The 18,190-nt window shown below is 64.7% G+C and carries 16 protein-coding genes; 11 read left to right on the forward strand and 5 right to left on the reverse strand.

What is annotated here, in order from left to right:
* Positions 1-8 precede the first annotated feature (8 nt).
* The 8 genes from ABXS05_RS32690 to ABXS05_RS32725 all read left to right on the forward strand — a co-directional run bounded on the left by ABXS05_RS32690 (position 9) and on the right by ABXS05_RS32725 (position 9,959).
* Entirely contained in the window at positions 9-1,454 is a 1,446-nt protein-coding gene (locus ABXS05_RS32690; protein ID WP_311943399.1) for an LLM class flavin-dependent oxidoreductase, read from the forward strand.
* 40 nt (positions 1,455-1,494) lie between these two features.
* Positions 1,495-2,763, forward strand: a complete 1,269-nt coding sequence (locus tag ABXS05_RS32695; RefSeq protein ID WP_311943402.1) for an acyl-CoA dehydrogenase family protein — start codon at positions 1,495-1,497, stop codon at positions 2,761-2,763.
* A 5-nt stretch (positions 2,764-2,768) separates the two neighbouring features.
* Positions 2,769-4,034, forward strand: a complete 1,266-nt coding sequence (locus ABXS05_RS32700; protein ID WP_311943404.1) for a GNAT family N-acetyltransferase — start codon at positions 2,769-2,771, stop codon at positions 4,032-4,034.
* Positions 4,035-4,093: 59 nt separating this feature from the next.
* On the forward strand, positions 4,094-5,872 hold the full coding sequence (locus ABXS05_RS32705; RefSeq protein WP_367626780.1) for an ABC transporter substrate-binding protein: 1,779 nt from the start codon (positions 4,094-4,096) through the stop codon (positions 5,870-5,872).
* A gap of 24 nt (positions 5,873-5,896) precedes the next feature.
* Positions 5,897-7,525, forward strand: coding sequence for a dipeptide ABC transporter ATP-binding protein (locus ABXS05_RS32710; protein WP_367626781.1), 1,629 nt, complete (start codon positions 5,897-5,899; stop codon positions 7,523-7,525).
* Complete coding sequence (locus tag ABXS05_RS32715) at positions 7,518-8,465, forward strand: ABC transporter permease (protein WP_367626782.1); 948 nt, start codon at positions 7,518-7,520, stop codon at positions 8,463-8,465. Before ABXS05_RS32710 ends, ABXS05_RS32715 begins: the two co-directional genes overlap by 8 nt.
* Before the next feature lie 10 nt (positions 8,466-8,475).
* The gene (locus ABXS05_RS32720) at positions 8,476-9,471 is read left to right on the forward strand and encodes an ABC transporter permease (protein WP_367626783.1); all 996 of its coding nucleotides are present in this window, start codon (positions 8,476-8,478) and stop codon (positions 9,469-9,471) included.
* A gap of 230 nt (positions 9,472-9,701) precedes the next feature.
* Positions 9,702-9,959 carry a helix-turn-helix domain-containing protein gene (locus tag ABXS05_RS32725; RefSeq protein WP_367626784.1) on the forward strand — a complete coding sequence of 86 codons (258 nt, stop codon included), beginning with the start codon at positions 9,702-9,704 and terminating at the stop codon, positions 9,957-9,959.
* Positions 9,960-10,047: 88 nt separating this feature from the next.
* Here the strand turns inward: ABXS05_RS32725 and ABXS05_RS32730 are convergent, their stop codons facing one another.
* The gene (locus ABXS05_RS32730; RefSeq protein WP_311943421.1) at positions 10,048-10,689 is read right to left on the reverse strand and encodes a hydrolase; all 642 of its coding nucleotides are present in this window, start codon (positions 10,687-10,689) and stop codon (positions 10,048-10,050) included.
* A 206-nt stretch (positions 10,690-10,895) separates the two neighbouring features.
* On the opposite strand from ABXS05_RS32730, the gene ABXS05_RS32735 reads away from it, so the two are divergent.
* From ABXS05_RS32735 to ABXS05_RS32745, 3 genes are all read left to right on the forward strand, one after another.
* On the forward strand, positions 10,896-11,807 hold the full coding sequence (locus ABXS05_RS32735; RefSeq protein WP_367626785.1) for a LysR substrate-binding domain-containing protein: 912 nt from the start codon (positions 10,896-10,898) through the stop codon (positions 11,805-11,807).
* Between the two features lie 221 nt (positions 11,808-12,028).
* Complete coding sequence (locus ABXS05_RS32740; protein ID WP_311943612.1) at positions 12,029-12,481, forward strand: cupin domain-containing protein; 453 nt, start codon at positions 12,029-12,031, stop codon at positions 12,479-12,481.
* 77 nt (positions 12,482-12,558) lie between these two features.
* Positions 12,559-13,386 (forward strand): hormone-sensitive lipase, encoded by an 828-nt coding sequence (locus ABXS05_RS32745; protein ID WP_311943610.1) that lies wholly within the window; start codon positions 12,559-12,561, stop codon positions 13,384-13,386.
* A 217-nt stretch (positions 13,387-13,603) separates the two neighbouring features.
* Here ABXS05_RS32745 and ABXS05_RS32750 read toward each other — a convergent pair whose 3' ends face one another.
* From ABXS05_RS32750 to ABXS05_RS32765, 4 genes are read right to left on the reverse strand one after another with little or no spacing between them, the layout of a single operon-like run.
* On the reverse strand, positions 13,604-14,683 hold the full coding sequence (locus tag ABXS05_RS32750; RefSeq protein WP_367626786.1) for an OmpA family protein: 1,080 nt from the start codon (positions 14,681-14,683) through the stop codon (positions 13,604-13,606).
* Positions 14,676-15,749: a hypothetical protein gene (locus tag ABXS05_RS32755; protein WP_367626787.1), complete on the reverse strand. Its 1,074-nt coding sequence runs from the start codon at positions 15,747-15,749 to the stop codon at positions 14,676-14,678. The genes ABXS05_RS32750 and ABXS05_RS32755 overlap by 8 nt, the downstream gene beginning before the upstream one ends.
* 2 nt (positions 15,750-15,751) lie before the next feature.
* Positions 15,752-16,531: a hypothetical protein gene (locus tag ABXS05_RS32760; RefSeq protein WP_367626788.1), complete on the reverse strand. Its 780-nt coding sequence runs from the start codon at positions 16,529-16,531 to the stop codon at positions 15,752-15,754.
* Positions 16,532-16,553: 22 nt separating this feature from the next.
* On the reverse strand, positions 16,554-18,005 hold the full coding sequence (locus ABXS05_RS32765; RefSeq protein WP_367626789.1) for a hypothetical protein: 1,452 nt from the start codon (positions 18,003-18,005) through the stop codon (positions 16,554-16,556).
* Positions 18,006-18,190 lie beyond the last annotated feature (185 nt).

Raw genomic sequence — 18,190 nt, forward strand, 5'->3', positions numbered from 1 at the left:
TTTGAACGATGTCCGTTTCATCACAGCCGATTGCCGCCAAGAAACCTTTTCTGCTCAATGGCTTCGGCATGGCCGTGGTCGGCCACGTCTCGGCGGGCCTGTGGCGCCATCCCGACGACCGCGCCGACACCTATACCAGCATCGACTATTGGATCGGCCTCGCCAGGCTGCTCGAGGAAGGTGGCTTCGACGGACTGTTCCTGGCCGATGCGCTCGGGCACCTGGACGTCTATGCCGGCACGCCCGATGCCTCGCTGCGCACCGCCGCCCAATCCCCCGTCAACGATCCCCTGCTGCTGGTCTCGGCCATGGCGGCGGCCACAAGGCATCTGGGCTTCGGCATCACGGTGTCGACCACCTATGAGCAGCCTTATCTGCTGGCGCGCAAATTCACCACGCTCGACCACCTCACCAAGGGGCGCATCGCCTGGAACGTCGTCACCTCCGTGCTGGAGTCGGCCGCGCGCAATCTCGGCCTCGAGCGCCAGATCGAGCATGACGAGCGCTATGACCGCGCCCAGGAGTTCGTCGACGTCGCCTACAAGCTGTGGGAGGGATCGTGGGAGGAGGATGCGGTCATCCGCGATCGCCAGCGGGGGATCTATACCGATCCGGCCAAGGTCCATGCCATCCATCATCGCGGCACCTATTTCACCGTGCCGGACGCGCATCTGTCCGAGCCGAGCCCCCAGCGCACGCCCTTGCTCTACCAGGCCGGCACTTCGACGCGCGGGCGCGAATTCGCAGCTGGCAATGCCGAAGTCGTCTTCCTGGGTGGTACCAATTCGCCCTCGATCCGCCGGCGCATCGAGCAGATCCGCTCGCGTGCCGTCGAGCTCGGCAGGGCGCCCGATGCCATCAAGTTCATCACCGCCATCAGCGTGGTGACGGCTGCAACCGACGAGGAAGCCGAGGCCAAATATCGCGACTATCTCTCCTACACCAGCGTGGAGGCGGCGCTTGCCCTGTTCTCGGCCTGGACCGGGGTCGACTGGTCGCAATATCCGCTCGACCATCCCATCGAATATATCGAGACCAATGCCGGCCGCTCGGCCTTGTCCAGCCTCACCAGCATCGATGCCGACCGGCGCTGGACCGTGGGCGACGTCGCCGACTATATCGGTGTGGGCGGCATTCATCCCACTTTGGTCGGCGGGCCCAAGAAGGTGGCCGACGCGCTCGAGCGCCTTGCCGACGAGACCGGCATCGACGGCTTCAATCTCGCCTATGCCATCAGCCCCGGCTCCTTCGAGGACTTCATCCGCTTCATCGTGCCCGAGCTTCGCCAGCGCGGCCGCATCCGCGAGCGACCGGCGACGCCGGTGACCCTGCGCGAACGCTTCCAGGGCGAGGGCCAGCGCCGGCTGCGCGAGGATCATCGCGGTGCTTCCTTCCGCGACTTCACCCGTTTCGTCCCTGCGCGGGACGTGCCGGCCGCGACCGCGGCCGAGTGACCCCCCAATGTGCCGACAGCTTTGAACGAGGACGAGACAAGTGGCCTATGACGCAACCGTGAGCGCCTTGCGCGATACGCGCAGGGATGCCCCCGCCATCGAGATCTATGCCGGCCTTTCGGAGGCGGAATTCGCGGAGTGGCGCAGCCGCGCCGAAAGTGTTGCCGCCGAACTCGCGGCCACTGCGCTCGAACGCGACCGTGCCAACCAGGATCCGTTCGAGGAAATCGAGCTCTTGCGCAAGGCCGGCCTCCTCGGCCTTGCCGTGCCCAGGGCCCTGGGCGGCGCCGGCGCCAATCTCGCGCAGGCACTCGAGATCAGCCGTATCATCTCTGCAGCCGACGGCTCGATCGGGCAGCTGATCGCCTATCACTATTCCAATGGGGTGTGGAGCTACATCCTCGGCACGCCCGAGCAATGGCAGGCCACGGCCCGCGGCGTCGGCGAGGAGGGCTGGTTTCAGGGCGGCGTCAGCAATCCGCGCGATCCCAAGGCCGAGCTGGAAAAGACCGCGAACGGCTATCTGATCAGCGGGCGGCGCACCTTCGCCACCGGCGCCTCGATCGCCCAGATCCTCACCGTTACCGTCTGGGACGGCGAGAAGCGGGTGCATTTCCAGATCCCGCCCTCGCGCAAGGGCATCAGCTTCGAGGGCGACTGGGACAATCTCGGCCAGCGCCTCACCGCCAGCGGCTCGGTGATCTTCGACAGGGTCGAGGCGACCGATGCGGACCTCCTGTCGGGTCTGGATCATTATGCCGGCGATGTCGAGCAGCGCGACGGGCTGCGCGTGCTGTTCAGCCAGCTGATCTTCGTCAATTTCTATCTCGGCATTGCCGAGGGTGCGCTCGAGGCCGCCTCCGCCCATGTGCGCAGCCATGGCCGGCCCTGGCCCGAGTCGGGGCTGGAAAGGGCCACCGAGGATCCCTACCATCTCCAGCTCTTCGGGCGCCTGTCGGCGGGCATCGCCGCCGGCGTCGCCCTGGCGGACAAGGCCGCAGCCCTCTATCAGGCGGCGCTGCTGGCTGGCCCGGCGCTGACGGCGCAGGCCTGGGGCGAGCTTGCCCTTGTGATCGACCAGGCCAAGGTCATCGCCACCAAGGTCTCGCTCGAGGTCACCGCCGATATCTATGAGGCGACGGGTGCGCGCTCGACGGCCAACAAATACGGTCTCGACATCTATTGGCGCAATGTGCGTACCCATACGGTGCATGACCCGGTGTCCTACCGCCTGCGTGAAATCGGCGAGTTCGCGCTCAACCAGACGCTGCCGAAGCCCCGCGTCTTTACCCCGCCGGCGAAGGCCTGAGTGTCATGTCGCTGCACGCCGTAGACCTCTCCGCCGTCAGGGCACCGAACCCGGCCCCCGCCCGGGTAAGGGTTCTGGAAGACGTCGCGGAGCTGATCCAGGCCGCCCGCCTGTTTCGCACAGCCATGGTAGGGCTGCCGAATTTCGGGCCGGTCGATGCCGGCTTCGTTGCCGACATCTATGAACCGGGTCGCGCCCTCGGCGCCTTCGTGTCAGGCACGCTGGTCGGCACCGTCAATTCCTATGCCAGCACCCTGACGGTGCCGGGTGGCGGACGCCTTGCCCATGCCGCCGTCACCCATGTCGGCGTGCTGCCCACCCATACCCGCCGGGGCATCGGCACGGCGCTTCTGGAGAGGCAATTGGCGGAGGCGCGTTCGCGCGGTGACGCCGTCGCCACGCTGCGGGCCTCGGATGCGCGCATCTATGCCCATTTCGGCTATGGCATCGCCAGTTCGCAGGTCAGCTTCGACCTTGCCACCGAAGGGGCTCGACTGCGCCCGGGCGTGGCGCGGGACTTGCCGGTGCGCTTTGTCGAGTTGGAAGAAGCGTGGTCCGTGCTTCCTGCCATCCATGCCCAGGCCGGCACCGCCCAGGCAGGCGCCATCGCACGCTGGCGCGGTTGGTGGCACTTCCAGCGCCTGCGCCAGGACTTGTCCAAGGCGCCGGCCTATGTCGTGGTGGCCGGGGAGGAAGGACGGGAGCGCGGCTATGTGCGCTACCACCCGATCGGCCTCGACGAGTGGTTCGCCGGCTCGGATCGCACCCTCGTCGTGGATGATCTGGTCGCGGCTGACGATGCTGCCTATGGCGCACTCGTCGCCCATCTTCTCAATGTCGATCTGGTGCATCGCATCCTTTTCCCCGGCCGGCCGGTGGATGATGCCCTGCCTTGGCTGTTCGAAAACCATCGGCAGGTCCGCGTGACCGGGCAGCGCGACGAAACCTGGCTGCGTCTTCTCGATGTGCGCCAGGCCCTGGAAACGCGCCGCTATGCCGGTGAAGGCGAGGTGGTGCTCGCCGTCAGCGACCCCCTTTTCGCCGAGAACAATGGCCAATTCCGCATATCGGCGCTGGGCGCGGTGCCGACGGACGCAGCGGCGCAGGCCGAGCTCGATGTCGGCGCCTTGGCAGCGGCCTATCTCAGCGGCACGCGCTGGTGGCAGCTCGCCCGGGCCGGCCGGGTCAAGGCCGAGAGCGAGGCGGTGCTGTCCACGCTCGACACCTTGTTCGCCACGTCGGCGCACCCCCATGCCGGCACCGTCTTTTAGGCTCTCCGCCCGAAGGCGCGCGACCTTCCTCCTTTCTTCGATACATCAGGAAACAGACTATGAAATCCCGGCATTTCGCTCGTCCTTGGCTGCTCGGCTCGACGTCGCGCTTTTCGGCCGCCCTGCTGCTGACGGGCGGCCTCGCTCTCGGCACGGCAGAGGCGGCTGACGAGGTCCCCTATGGCGGGACGCTGCGCATCGCCTCGCTCGACCCCGATCTCGACGCCTTCGATCCCTTGACCGGCTACAGCACCGATTCCTGGGAGATCCTGCGGGCGGTGACGCGCCAGCTCGTGACCTATCCGGGCGCGTCCGGCGACATCAAGGATGACACCAAGCTGGTGCCCGACCTTGCCGAATCCTGGGACGTCAGCCCCGACGGCAAGACCTACACCTTCCATCTTCGCGACGGCATCACCTATTCCGGCTCGACCACGCGCAAGATCACGGCGGGCGATTTCGTCTATGGCATCAAGCGCTTCTGCGATCCCAACAAGCAGGTCGCGGCCATCAACTATTTCAATCTCGCCTTTTCCGGCTTCGCCGACTACTGCAAGCAGTTCGCCAAGGTGCCGACGGGCGATCTCGCCGCCACCAAGGCCTTCACCGATACCCATGACATCGACGGTGTCTCCGCGCCGGACGACAGGACGCTGGTGCTGCGTTCCGGCAGCAAGAACTATGATTTCCTCAACATCCTGTCGATGAACTTCGTCAGCCCGCTGCCGCCGGAAATCGCCTCCAAATATTTCCCGGATTCGCTGGAGTTCAGGAAGAACCTGCCTTCGAGCGGTCCCTATTACGTGGCGGCCTACGATCAGGGCCAGAAGCTCGTGCTCAAGAAGGTGGCCAACTACAATCATGCCGCCGATCCGGCCCGCAAGGCCTATGTCGACGAGATCGTCGTCGACTTCGCCACCAATACCGAAGATGCCGTGGTGCAGAAGATCCGCGCCGGTGAGGCCGATCTGTCGCTTTATCTCGACGTGCCGCCTTTGGCCGCGATCCGGCAGTATCAGGCCCAGAAGAGCCCCTATCTGCATGCATCCAACAGCGGCTCGGCCAATTTCATCACCGTCAACGCCCGGCCGGAAGCCACCGGCCCCGGTGCCACTGCCCTGCGCAAGCTCGAAGTACGCCAGGCCCTCGCCTACGCGGTGAACAAGGCCCATCTCGTCCAGCGCCAGGGCGGCTCGATCGCCGCTCTCCCGCTCGGCCAGATCATCACTTCGACGATCCTCGGTCACGAGCCCTTCGATCCCTACGCCACGCCCAAGAGCGCAGGCGATCCGGCCAAGGCCAAGGAATTGCTGACCAAGGCCGGCTATCCCGATGGCGTGACGCTGGATGCGGTCTACCAGACCACGGCGCAGGTGCAGGCCATCGCGGTGACGCTCAAGGAAGATCTGGCCGCGGCCGGCTTCACCCTAAACCTCATCCCGGTGCCGAGCTCGCAGTACCGCTCCTACATCCAGGACCCCAAGAGCCATTGGGACATCTTCCTCGGCGGCGCCTTCGCACCCGACTGGCAGGGGCCGAGCACGCGCATGCTGCTCGGGGGCTGGCTGAATTCGGATGCCTCGCCCTGCGGCACCGGCAACGTCTATGCGATCTGCTACTCCAACAAGGAGCTCAACAGACTGGCGACCGAGGCCTTCCCCTCCGATGATCCCGGCCCGGTCTGGGCCAAGGCCGATCGCCTCGTCTCCGCCGACCTGCCCTGGATCCCCCTGTTCGAGAAGCGCAAGGTCGCCATCACCTCCGATCGCATCGCGCTGTGGACCTGGTCCTCGCTCGCCGTGCAGGCCGACATCACCAACATCGCCCTGCGCAAATAGCGGCAGGGCGCAGGAGAGGCGGCCATGGCGATCTTCTCGGTCGATAATCTGGATGTGAGCTTTGGAACGCGCCGGCATCCCACGCGGGTGGTGCATGGGGTGTCCTTCGCCGTCGAGGCCGGCAAGACCCTGGCCATCGTCGGCGAATCCGGCTCCGGCAAGAGCGTGTCGCTATTGGCGGCGACCGGCCTGCTGCCCCCCTCGGCGGCGGTGTCGGGCAGCGCGCGCCATCGCGGCACTGAGCTTCTCGGCCTGTCGGTGGGCCGGCTGCGCCGCCTGCGCGGCGCGCAGATCGGCTTCGTCTTCCAGGATCCGCTCTCCAATCTGCATCCGCTCAAGACGATCGGCAGCCAGATCGGCGAAGCGATCACGGCCCACCAGCGCGTAGGGCGGTCGGCCCTGCGCACGCGCATCCTCGATCTGCTCGACGAGGTCGGCATTCGCGATCCCGCCCGGCGCATCGACGATTACCCTCATCAGTTCTCCGGCGGCATGCGCCAGCGCGTGATGATCGCCATGGCGATCGCGCTCGGCCCGGACCTGCTGATCGCCGACGAGCCGACCACGGCGCTCGACGTGACGGTGCAGGCCGCCATCCTAACGCTCCTGCGCCAATTGCAGGAGCGCCATGGCATGGCCCTGATCTTCGTCAGCCATGACCTCGGCGTCGTCAACGACATCGCCGACGACGTGGTGGTGATGCGCGGGGGAAGCGTGGTGGAGCAGGGGCCGGCGGCGCGCATCTATGGCGCACCGAAGGAACCCTATACCAGGCTGCTGCTGGGAGCGGCGCGCCACGGGCTGGCCCTCGGCACCGCCGCACCCGTGGAGACCAAGCCCCTGCTGACGGTGGAGGGGATTTCCCGCCGCTTTCGCCGAGGCGGCAAGGCCGAGGGCACGCTGCAGGCGCTCGACCGGGTCTCGTTTGCCCTGCGCGAGGGCGAGATCCTCGGCGTGGTCGGCGAGTCCGGCTCGGGCAAGTCGACCATCGGCCGCATCGTCGTCGGACTGGACAGGCCTGACGAGGGCCAGGTCCGGCTCGGCAACAATGTCTATGCCCATGCCGGCGCTACAACCCTCACCGGACAGCAACGTTCCGCCATCCAGATGGTGTTCCAGGACCCCTATGGCAGCCTCAATCCGCGGCGGCGGATCGGCGCCATTCTGGCCGAGCCCTTCATCATCAACACGGAGCTGTCCGCATCGCAGATCCGCGCGCGCATTCGCGACCTCGTCGATGTGGTGGAACTGCCCCAGGACGTGCTCGACCGCTACCCCGCCCAGCTCTCCGGGGGGCAGCGCCAGCGGATCGCCATCGCCCGCGCGGTGGCGCTGGAGCCGCGCGTGATCGTGGCGGATGAACCGGTGTCGGCTCTCGACATCACCACGCAGGCGAAAATCATCGCGCTGCTGCGCTCACTCAGGAGCCGGCTCGGCGTCTCCATCCTGTTCATTTCCCACTATCTCGGCGTGGTGGCCGATCTGTGCGATCGCGTGCTGGTGCTGCAGGCCGGCCGCATCGTGGAGGAGGGGGCGACCGCGCGAGTCTTCCGCCATCCAACCCAAGCTTATACCCAGGCATTGATCGCCGCGATTCCGGGACGGAGGGCCAGGGAAGCGGACGAGCCCAGAAGGCTGGCCGTGCATGGCTGACGTCACCGAAACGGCGCTCGCCGGCAGGTCCGAGCCGGACCGCGCGGTGCGGCAGGTTCCGTCCGGGATAGCGGCGGTGCTGGCCGAACCCTCCGTGCGGTTCGGCGGCTTGCTGGTGCTGGCGGTGGTGGCCGCCGCGCTGCTGGCGCCCCTGGTAGCGCTTTGGCTCGGCCATGGGCCGACGGAGCAATTCAGCGATATCGCCCTGTCGGAAGATGGCCTGCCCATTGGGCCGGGCTGGGCCTTTCCGCTCGGCGCCGACGGCGATGGCCGCGATGTCCTGGTCCGCACCCTCTATGGCGCGCGCATCTCCCTGCTGGTCTCAATCCCTGCCACGACGCTCGCCATGGTGGTGGGCACTTCGATCGGCCTGATCGCCGGCTATTTCGGCGGGCTGGCGGACCGCGTGATTTCGCAGGGCATCGACGTGGCCCTGTCCTTTCCCTTCGTGGTGACGGCGCTCAGCCTGCTGGCGCTCAATCGCGGGGCCAACGGCCAACCGATCGCCGATCCCGTGCTGGTGGTGGTGCTGATCATCGCTTTGTTCTCCTGGACCTATTTCGCCCGCCTGACTCGGGGGCTGGTGCTCTCGCTTCGGCACAGCCCCTTCGTCGAGGCAGCGCAGACCCTGGGGGCAAGCCGCCGGCGGATCCTGATCCGGGAGATCCTGCCCAATGTCGCGCCGGTCGCCCTGGTCTACTGGGCCGTGCAATTGCCCAACAATATCGTGGCCGAGGCGACCTTGTCCTTTCTGGGCGTCGGCATCCAGCCGCCGACGGCGAGCTGGGGCAACATGATCGCGGATGCCCAGCGCTCCTCGCTCTACCAGTTGCAGCCCTGGTTCCTGCTCGGGCCGAGCATCGCCCTGTTCCTGACGGTGGTGGGCTTCAACACGCTGAGCGCGGGCCTGCGCAACGTCCTCGATCCCCATCGGCGTTGAGGGAGGGATCATGCTGCGCTTCATTCTCGGCCTCGCCGTACGGGCGATCTCCACTTTGCTGATCGTCCTCGTCATCGCCTTCTTCATCACGCGCCTCGCCTACCGGAATCCGGCGGTGATGCTGGCGCCGCGCAATGCCAATCAGCAGGCGATCGATGCGGTCGCCCATGCGCTGCGCCTTGATGAGCCCTGGCATGTCCAGCTCTGGCAATATCTCTATCGTGGGCCGGACATTCAGGGTGCGGCGATGGGGCTCGCGCACTGGCCGCCGGGCCTTGGCTATTCCTTCCGCAAGCAGACGGGCGTCACCGAGCTGATCCTCGACAAGGTGCCCGTGACCTTCTCGCTCGCTTTGGGAGCGCTGGTCATCTGGATGGTGGTCTCGCTGGTGCTGGGCATCCTGGCGGCGCGGCGGCCGGGCTCCCTGCTCGACCATGCGCTGGCGGCCATCGCCTATGTCGGCCTGTCGGTCCCTACCTTCCTCTCCGGGATGCTGCTGTCCTTCTTCCTGTTCTACCAGCTCTCGACCGTGGGCATCGACTGGTTCCCGAGTAGCGGCTATGTGCCGTTCTTCGACAATCCCTTCGAATGGGCCTGTCATCTGGCCCTGCCCTGGCTGACGCTGGCGATCGCAGAGATCGGCATCTTCCAGCGCGTGGTGCGCGCCGCCATGCTGGACGTATTGGGCGCGGACTATATCCGCACCGCCCGGGCCAAGGGGCTCAGCGAATGGCGCATCCAGGTCGGTCACGCGCTCAAGGCCGCTCTCAACCCCATCATCACCCTGGCGGGGCTGGAACTGGCGGTGATCATGGGCGGGGCGATCGTTACCGAGCAGATCTTCGGCCTCGACGGTGTCGGCAGGCTGGCGATCAACGCCGCGCTGGACGGGGATTTTCCCGTGGTGATCGGCACGACCATCTTCACCGCGGCGATCTTCGTCGCCTGCAACTTCCTGGTCGATGCCATCACCAGGCTGCGCGACCCGCTGGCGGCAGCCGGATGAGCCGCCGACAGGCATTGCGGTGATGGCTGAATTGACCTTCTCCTGGAAGCAGCCTGCCAATTGCTCCAGCATCGCGGGCAGACTTACCAAGCTCCCGAGATAGCTTAAAACTTGGGGGCAAGGTCAAGCCGAGGGCTGGAGTGCATAGAGCGGGCTTCTTTCTGTCATATTCACCGCCCAAGGTGACTATGATGATAGCGATAGGCTTCCCCACGGACTTGTGACTCAAGATGGCCGCTGAATATCCCAATGGCCTGGCTCAGGCGATGAGCCAGGCCAGCATGGACCCTTCATGGCTGGCAAGGCGGGTGGGCGTGGATCTCGCCCAGCTTGAGATATGGGCGGCCGGCCGAGAATCGATCCCTCCCGACGTTGCGGTGAAGCTGGCCGCCAAGCTGAAGACCACCGTGGCGGACATTCTATACGGACTGGGACAGGCCGAGGACGATCGGCCCTCGAGATGGCAGATGCGGCGGCGAGGCCGATAATCAAGGCGGCTCTATTCCACCAAATGCCGATCCATGCCGGCCAGCCCCCGTAACCTCACAGGGACTGGCGGGTACGCTAGGGCGAATGCTATTCGGCCTTGTCGTAAGTGAACTGGATGCCGGGGGTCCCGCCCGTCTGGATGAACAGATCCAGGAATGCCGGAACGGTCTGGCTGCGCTTCCAGTCGCGTTGAAGTTCGCAGAAGAGCTGGACGGTCGAGATGAGCTTGCCGCCCGCCTGTTCGATGCGCCGCAGCGCTGCCTCATGGGCCGCAACCGAGGTCCCCCCGACCGCATCGACAGGAACATAGACCTCGTAACCTTCAGCCAATGCGTCCAGCGCCGGGAAGGTGAGGCAGGCCTCCGTCCACAGAGCGGTCATGACGAGTTTCTTTCGGCCGGTTTCCTCGACGGCCTTGCGAAATTCAATGTCCTCCCAACTGTTGATGCTGGTCCGATCATAGGTGGGATAGTCGCCCAGCACCTTGCGGATATGTGCAACGGGCGGCTTGTTGAGACCTGTCTGCACGTTTACGGTCGAGTGGACGATCGGCAGCCCGTAGGTGACCGCCGCCCTCGAACAGCCAACGATGTTGTTGAGCAGCAGCTGGCGATCCATCGAAGCGATCGAATTCACCTGGACAGGCTGATAATCGATGATGATGAAAGCCGCATTCTGCGGTGTCAGCAGTTGATCCGATTGCGGATCGCGCACGGGTTCGCTCGACATGGGTCGTTCCTTTCTTCTGCAGGCGCCCGACTTCCTTTCCGCGCGGAGAAGTATTCTCGGCGGGCAGAACGGCGCGGGCGCTTCGGCCGCCCCGATTGGGAAAACCAGCCCGGCTTCCAAGGCAGAACCGGCAGAATTGGAAATATCAGCGGGACGACTGACCCGGAAGATTGCTTACCCCGATGCAGCGTCCTATCAATGGGACGATGCAGGATCTCAATGACCTCTTCTATTTCGTGCAGGTGGTCGATCACGGCGGATTCGCTGCGGCATCGCGAGCCGGCGGCATGCAGAAGTCCAAGCTCAGCCGGCGCATCCAGCAACTGGAAGATCGGCTGGGTGTGCGACTGCTCAATCGTTCTTCTCGCCGGTTTTCCGTCACGGAGATCGGCCGTGAATATTACGATCGTTGTGTTGCCATGCTGGTCGAGGCCGAGGCCGCCGAACAGGTGATCGTGCAGGTGCAGGCCGAGCCGCGTGGCATCATCCGGGTAAGTTGCCCGGTAGCGCTGATCAATTTTCAGTTTGGGGCGCTCTTTGCGCGCTTTCTCGCTGCGTATCCGGCCATCGAGATCCATCTGGAAAGCACCAACCGGCGCGTCGACGTGATTGCCGAAGGCTTCGACGTGGCCATTCGCGTGCGTTTCCCGCCCCTTGAACCGACTGAACTCGTCATGCGGCGGCTCGACACAAGCACGCAATGCCTGGTGGCCAGCCCAGGCCTTCTGGCCGGGCGCCCCATAGCCTCCCCGGCCGATCTGGACCGCCTGCCGAGCGCCACCCTCGGGCCTCCGCAGCGCGAGTATCACTGGCAGCTCGAACATGCCGATGGGCAAAGCGCCAAGGTCAGGCATCTGCCACGGCTGGTGACCGGCGACATGGCCGCACTTTGCGATGCGGCGCTTGCCGGCGTGGGCGTGGCGCAACTGCCCACCATGGCCGTCTGGCGGCACGTCGCTGCGGGACAGCTCGTCCATGTCCTGCCGGACTGGCGACCCAATGCCGGCATCGTTCATGCGGTTTTTCCCTCACGGCGAGGCTTGCTGCCGTCGGTTCGTGCGCTGCTCGATTTCCTCGCTGCCGAATGCGCGGCGGCGCGAAAGCAGGCTGCCATGTAGGGCGCAGACGACACTTCTGCGAGCACACGGCGCTTCGTGCGCTGCCGCCGGCGTGCCTGCCCGAGACGCAGCGCGAATTCGGCGGGAGAGGGGCCATTTTGCGGAAAAGACTCGTTTCAGGAAATCTGGACGAGGTTATGATCTCAAAGCATGCGCCGCCCGAGGGCGGCGTCTGCCTTTTCTTGCGAATATCGAATTTAGACCAAAGGGGAGGGATCACGATGACCACGGAACTGGATGGCGGCATCACGCGGCACGGCGAGGGCTATGAGCAGGTCGAATGGAACATCCTTGGCCAGCGCTATTTCCCGAAGGCCGATTGCGGGTCGACTTTCGCTTTCGAGGCGAATTCCGAACCCGGCCAGTTCGTGCCGGTCCACATCCATCCGACGCAGGATGAATTCATCTTTCTGCTGGAGGGGCAGCTGGAGCTGAAACTCGACGGAACCTGGCAGACCGCCAAACCCGGCGACCTGGTGCGCATGCCGCGCGGCATCCCGCATGGTTATTTCAACAAGTCGGACAAGCCGGCTCGAGCGCTTTTCTGGGTGTCGCCCGCCGGCAGGCTGCGCGACCTGTTCGAGACCTTGCACAACATGTCCGATGTCGAAGCCGTCCTACGCGCCTCGGCCGAGCATGACGTCGATTTCCTGCCGCCGGAAGCCAATGACTGAGACGAGGTCGTTCCGGGCGGTGGGATCGGGGGAGGCGAGCCCCGCTGCCGGATGACGGGCCTGAAAGCGAGAGTAAGATGCGATATCGGGTGGTCGACTGGACCTGGGCTTACGACAACGCAGCCAACATTCCCGGGAGTCAGGCGTGGCCGCAGGCCTGGGTGGACCCTGCCCGGCTGGCACGCGATGCGCTCGTCGCCGAGGATCGTGCAAGGCTGGATCTCGCCTATGGCGACGATCCACGCCAGCGTTTCGATCTGTTCTATCCGAAGGGAGGCCTTGCGGGCCTGGTCGTCCTTGTCCATGGCGGATTTTGGATGGCGCTCGACAAGAGCTTCTGGTCGCATCTCGCGCAGGGGGCGCTGGCGCATGGCCATGCGGTGGCGATACCCAGCTACCCGCTCGCTCCGGAGGTGCGTATCGCCGACATCACGAAGTCGATCGGCCAGGCCATCGTGGCGGCCGCGGGCATCGTGCCGGGGCCGATCCGGCTGATCGGCCATTCTGCCGGCGGCCAGCTGGTGACGCGCATGATCAGCCAGACGACGCCGCTCCCCGGCGAACTCCACGGCCGGATCGTGGGAACGCTCTCCGTTTCAGGCCTGCACGACCTTCGGCCGCTGATGCATATCGCCCGCAATGCGACGCTGAAGATCGACATGAACGAAGCAAAAAGCGAGAGCCCGGCTCTGCTCGAGCCATTGCCCGGCAGCAAGCTGATCTGCTGGGCAGGTGCCCGGGAGACCTCCGAGTTCCTGCGGCAGAATGCGCTGCTCGGCAATATCTGGCGAGGCCTCGGCATCGAGACCGATGTCGTCGAGGAGCCCGATCGCCACCATTTCAATATCCTGGATGGGCTCGTCGATCCCGACCATGCCTTGACGCGCGCTTTGTTCTCCATGTGATAGCCGATCGCAGAAAGACGGACCTGTCACCCCCGGCGAGCACGTCACAAGCTTTGCTTGTGACTGGGAGGGAAGGGGATCCAGGAGTGACAAGCGACGTTCTCGGCCCCTGGATTCCCTTCCCACCGCCTGCGGCGGCGCCGGGAATGACAGCGCCCCCTTTGCAGGCACAGGTCAAACATTGTCCGGACTGGTATAAGATGCTTGGTGCGTCGGGTCAGGGGTGCGTTCCTGATTCAGGCCGGAGGCCGCTCGCCGCCTTGCCTTCGGACCTTCGCACCCTGATCTCGATCCGGCGCCGTTCCTTGACGTCGCCCCTCACGGATCCGTCGGTCACCTTGTCCCCCGGCAGGATCATCTGGCCTCCGGAGAGAGGCAGGACCGTCACGCCCTTGAGACGAGGGTCATTCTCCAGGACCCTGGCGACGGACACGGCCCGGGCCATGCCCAGGCCCGCATTGTCTGCCGGAGTGAGGCCGTCGATCTGCACCTTGCCCGCCAGGGCAGGGATGAGCTTGCCATCCAGGTTGGAAGCACGGTTGTTGACGGCCTGTTCGTCGGTGTGGCCGATCACCTCGACGACGTCGACATCATATTCGGCGACGATCTTCGCCACGCGCTCGACGACGTTCGTCTTGAGTTTTTTGTCGAAATCCGCCGTGAGGTCGGCCCGGCCGATGGCGAAATTATAGCCACTGGCTTCGCTCAGATTGATGATGGGTGGCCAGTCGTGCTCGCCGCGCCCCTCTCGCTCGGCCTGCTGTGTCTTGGCACCCTTGACGATGAGGTCGGCCACCTCGGAGACCGTCAGATTCCCAAGCTCGATGGTCGTCATCCGGCTTTTCGCTTCGGCGATCTGGCGCCATGCCGTTGCCAGATCGGCTCCCGAGACATCGGCTGTCAGCGTGGGCAGGATGTCCTTGAGTTTCGCGGCATATTGCTTGAGCTGGTCGGGATCGACGCCGTTCTCCCGCAGTTTGTCGACGAGGCCGCGTGCTTCGACCAGCTTGCGCCAGCTATCATCGAGCTGCTGGGGAATTGCTCCGGTACGTTTGAACTCGTCCAGGAGTGCAGCGAGATCCTTCGAGGTCTGCTGCTCCTTTGCGAGCGCCGCTTCGGCCTGCTTCAGGCGGGCGGCAAGAAGATTGGCGCGTTCCTGCTCCCGGCTGAACATGACCGTCAGGGCGATCAGCAGGCAGAAAACCAGCAGCAGCATGATCTCGGCCATGGTCAAACCGAGGACGATGCCTCGCCGATAGGCCGCCCCATCGGAGCCGATGGAGGTCGCTCTACGCATCGGCCGCCGCCGATCTGCGCAAGAGGCGCCTGATATATCGCAGCGGCCTGCTCTGCTTGGCGGCGGCAGCCTCTTCCATCTGCCGTGTCAGGCCGGCGATCGCCTCCGCCAGATTGTCGATGCGGGCATTGCGCTTGGCTTCCGTATCGAGAAGCTGGGTCGGTGCCATCGGCGAATTGTGCTCGATGAAAGTTGCGAGGCTCTTGCTCAGCTGGGAGACGGCCTGCGTCAGTTCCCCGACCGAAGGCTGGAGCTTTTCTTCGATGACGTTGGCGGGTACCTGCAGGCTCTTGAGGTGGTCCGATACCGCCTCCAATGTCGCCGTGAGCCTGTCCGTCCCTTCGGACAGTTTGGCAGTTTCCGCTGCAAACTTCGTATTGGCCGCCTCGACGCTCTCGAATGCCGATTTGGCAAAGGCCTTCAGGATCGTGGTGCTGGCATCGGCACTGGCCTCGATCGGCCCGGCGGCCTTCCGGGTCAGATCCTCGAAGTCGCCGAGAGCCCTGCTGGTCGCATCCCGCACGCCCTCGCGGGCTTCCCCAAATCCCTCGATGATCATCTGCTGGGAGGAACGGCGGAAATTCGCGATTTCGACCACGATGGTATCCAGCTCCCGGCGAACCCGCCGGGTGGCTTCCGACAGTTCCAGGCGCGAGGCCAGCTCGACCTCGTAGGGATCCTGCCGCATCTGCCCGAACAGCACGCGAAGGGCGACACCGGCGATGGTCGAGGCAATTGCGACGCCGAAATTGCGGACGATTTCCTCTACTGCCCCCTCGGCCTGAAACTGATAGAGCGAGACGCCCAGGCTCGTGAGGGTGAACAGGAAGCCCATATAGTAGATGTTGTCGCCTGCCTGGTCCAAGCGCAGGCGGAAGCGCCGCAGCACGACGATGACGAGCGCGTAGACCACCATCACCGCAACCGGCACTGATGTCACCAGGAAGGCCGGATAGTGCATCAGCTTGGCGGCGATGATGTAGGCGCTGCCCGCCAGGACGAACAGGCTGAAGAGGCTGGCACTGATGGCGCTGTCGGTCGTCGACCAGGCCTTGTCCTGGACCATCGTCAGTTCACTCCCTGCAGGCGATCGGCGCTGTCGAACCTGCCGTTATTGTCGGCGATCCATTCTTGCCAGAACCGGATATGGGCAACGCTGTCGATCGGCGGCTTCTGGCGCTGCACATATTTGATGCCTATTTCGGCACCGTGAAGATCGGTCCTGAATTGCTTGTAGGCGACCGACTTCTTGAAACGGGCGAAGGAGAGGTCGCCGCGATACTGGCTGTAATCCCGTCCGTTCTCGATCATGTCGGAGACGATGACCAGCTTCTTGGCAACATTGTCCGACCTGGCTCCCGTGAATCGCTCGACGGCAATCGCCTGGATGGTCGCCATGATCGGAGAATTGTCGGAGGGAACACCGGCCAGATCCGCCGCCAAGGCTCGTTCGAGCGGTTGCTTGAACCCCTGCGTCCATTTCCGCCTGGCAAGCTCCTTGTTGCCGGTGAGGGCGTCCACGCTCGAACCGTCACCCGGATTGCAGGCCCGGAACTTCACGGCACCGCCCGATGCGTTGGGTTCGAGGACGCGCAGTTCGAACAGGCCGTATTCGGGCGTGGCCTCGGCCAGATCGGTGAGCTCCGTCGCCAATTGCTGACGGCCGATCGGCGGCAGGGCATCGGAGGCATCGAGCAGGACGATAGTCATGGATGTCGGGCCATCGACGGGGCACAGCTCCGCATCGAGTTTCGGCGGAACCTTGGCCGTCAGCTTGAGATAGGCAAAGCCGATCGCCACCGCCGCGGCCGCCAGCAGCAGGAGGCCGCCCATGATGTATTGCGGCAAACCACCTCCACCGCGCGAGCGCCTACGCCTGTTTCGAGCCATCACCCATCCCCGGCTCGGGAACCACGTCGTCGAGCTGCTGATATTCGTCCATGGTGGTCTGGTAGGCGGTGTGGATCTCCTTCACCTCGGCCGTCAGCATCGCCTGGATCTGTTCGATGCGGGATCGCAGGTCGCGCAGGCTCCATTCGCCCTCGGTGTTGGCCTCCACGCTGACCTTTGCAAGCGAGAGGGGGCTTGCGAAACGGGCCGGAGGCGGCGTCTTGCGAGCCTTGGCATTCGCCTCGCGATAGAAACCGATCAGCGTGTTGGCCGCTCGTTCCAGATGGTCCTGATGCTGGCTGAAGAGCTTCAGCATGCGCGCGCGATTGGCGATGATGGCCTCGTACTCGCCCCGCCGCAGGGACAGGTCGCTGCTGATATCCTGCATCCTGTCTTGATATTCGTCGCGAACGTCCTTCAGGTTTTCATCGAGTTCCGCCCTGCGGTCGCGATAGGCGTCCCTCGCCGATTCGAGGCGGTGCTGGACTTCGGCATAGCCGGGATAGGCATCCGAGAAGGTCAGGCTGTCGATCAGGGCGACCACGGAGAACATCAGGCCAAGCCCGAAGAACAGCCAGGAATTGAGATCGCGGAGCTGGAAGGGGGTGGTGGCCATGACCTGCATCACCCGCTCGCCGCCTCCCTCCAGGAACTGGGCAGAGACGTCGCGATAATGGGCCAAGGCGAGATTGAGGCCGAGGGCAAAGGCCACGTAGAAGCAGAAGGCCAGCACCCCCATGCCTTTGCGGAATACGCTGTTGTGGGCGATCTGCTTGACGCCGAAATGGCCGATGATGAAGGTGCCGAAAATGTTGAGGGCGGCAAAGGAAATGGCTTCGGTCACGCCACCGAGCAGGCCCTGTTCGCTGCCCTTGGCCAGGAAGTTGCCATTCGCGAACGCTTCCACCACGAACATCACGATGAGGAGGGCGACTTTCAGGAAGGTCGCTGCCCCGCCATGAACACGGGCGGTGCGGTCGATCTTGTGCTTGCGTCGGAAGGCCTGCTGCTCGGCGTCGAGGTCGCGCAGGTTGCGACGCAGCGCATAAAGGTCGTCGCGTCCCGCGCGTGCTTCCAGCTTGAAATCGCCGACGGCTGCCGGGGCGGTATGCTGGATCTGCGTGAACCTGTCCTCGAAATCGAGAGCCGCCAGGCGTTCGGCATAAGTGCGCAACTCATCCTCGATGGTGGCATGAGCGGCCTTCTTTGCGGCCTCGATGCGCTCGATGATCTGGGTCTCGACCGAGTCCATCGTCTCGGATGACGTCGCAGGCTCCTCGTTGCCGCCGCGTTCTCTTCCCCGGCCGGCAAGGTTGAGCTCGGCAGCGAGCCGGTCCGTGTCGATATCCGCAAAGGTCTCGATCGAGGGACGCTTGTCGTGAGAAGGCTTCGTGATCCCCTGCAACAGGCGGGCGAGGGCAGTGCTCTTCAAGATGCAATATCCAGAAACTCAAACGAAATAATCGGTCGCGATTTTAGCCGACGGCGTAGTTATATAGGCAGTGCTGCGGCTATCATAGCGGTGGTTTTGCCTCCGGGGCCTAGCACTACTTTGGCAGATTCAAGGAGACGCTCCGCTGAAGCGGATGCGGCAGTTGGGACATCGATGGAAGGATT

Origin of the sequence: Labrys neptuniae (assembly GCF_040797145.1) — a bacterium.
Taxonomy (GTDB): Bacteria; Pseudomonadota; Alphaproteobacteria; order Rhizobiales; family Labraceae; genus Labrys; species Labrys neptuniae.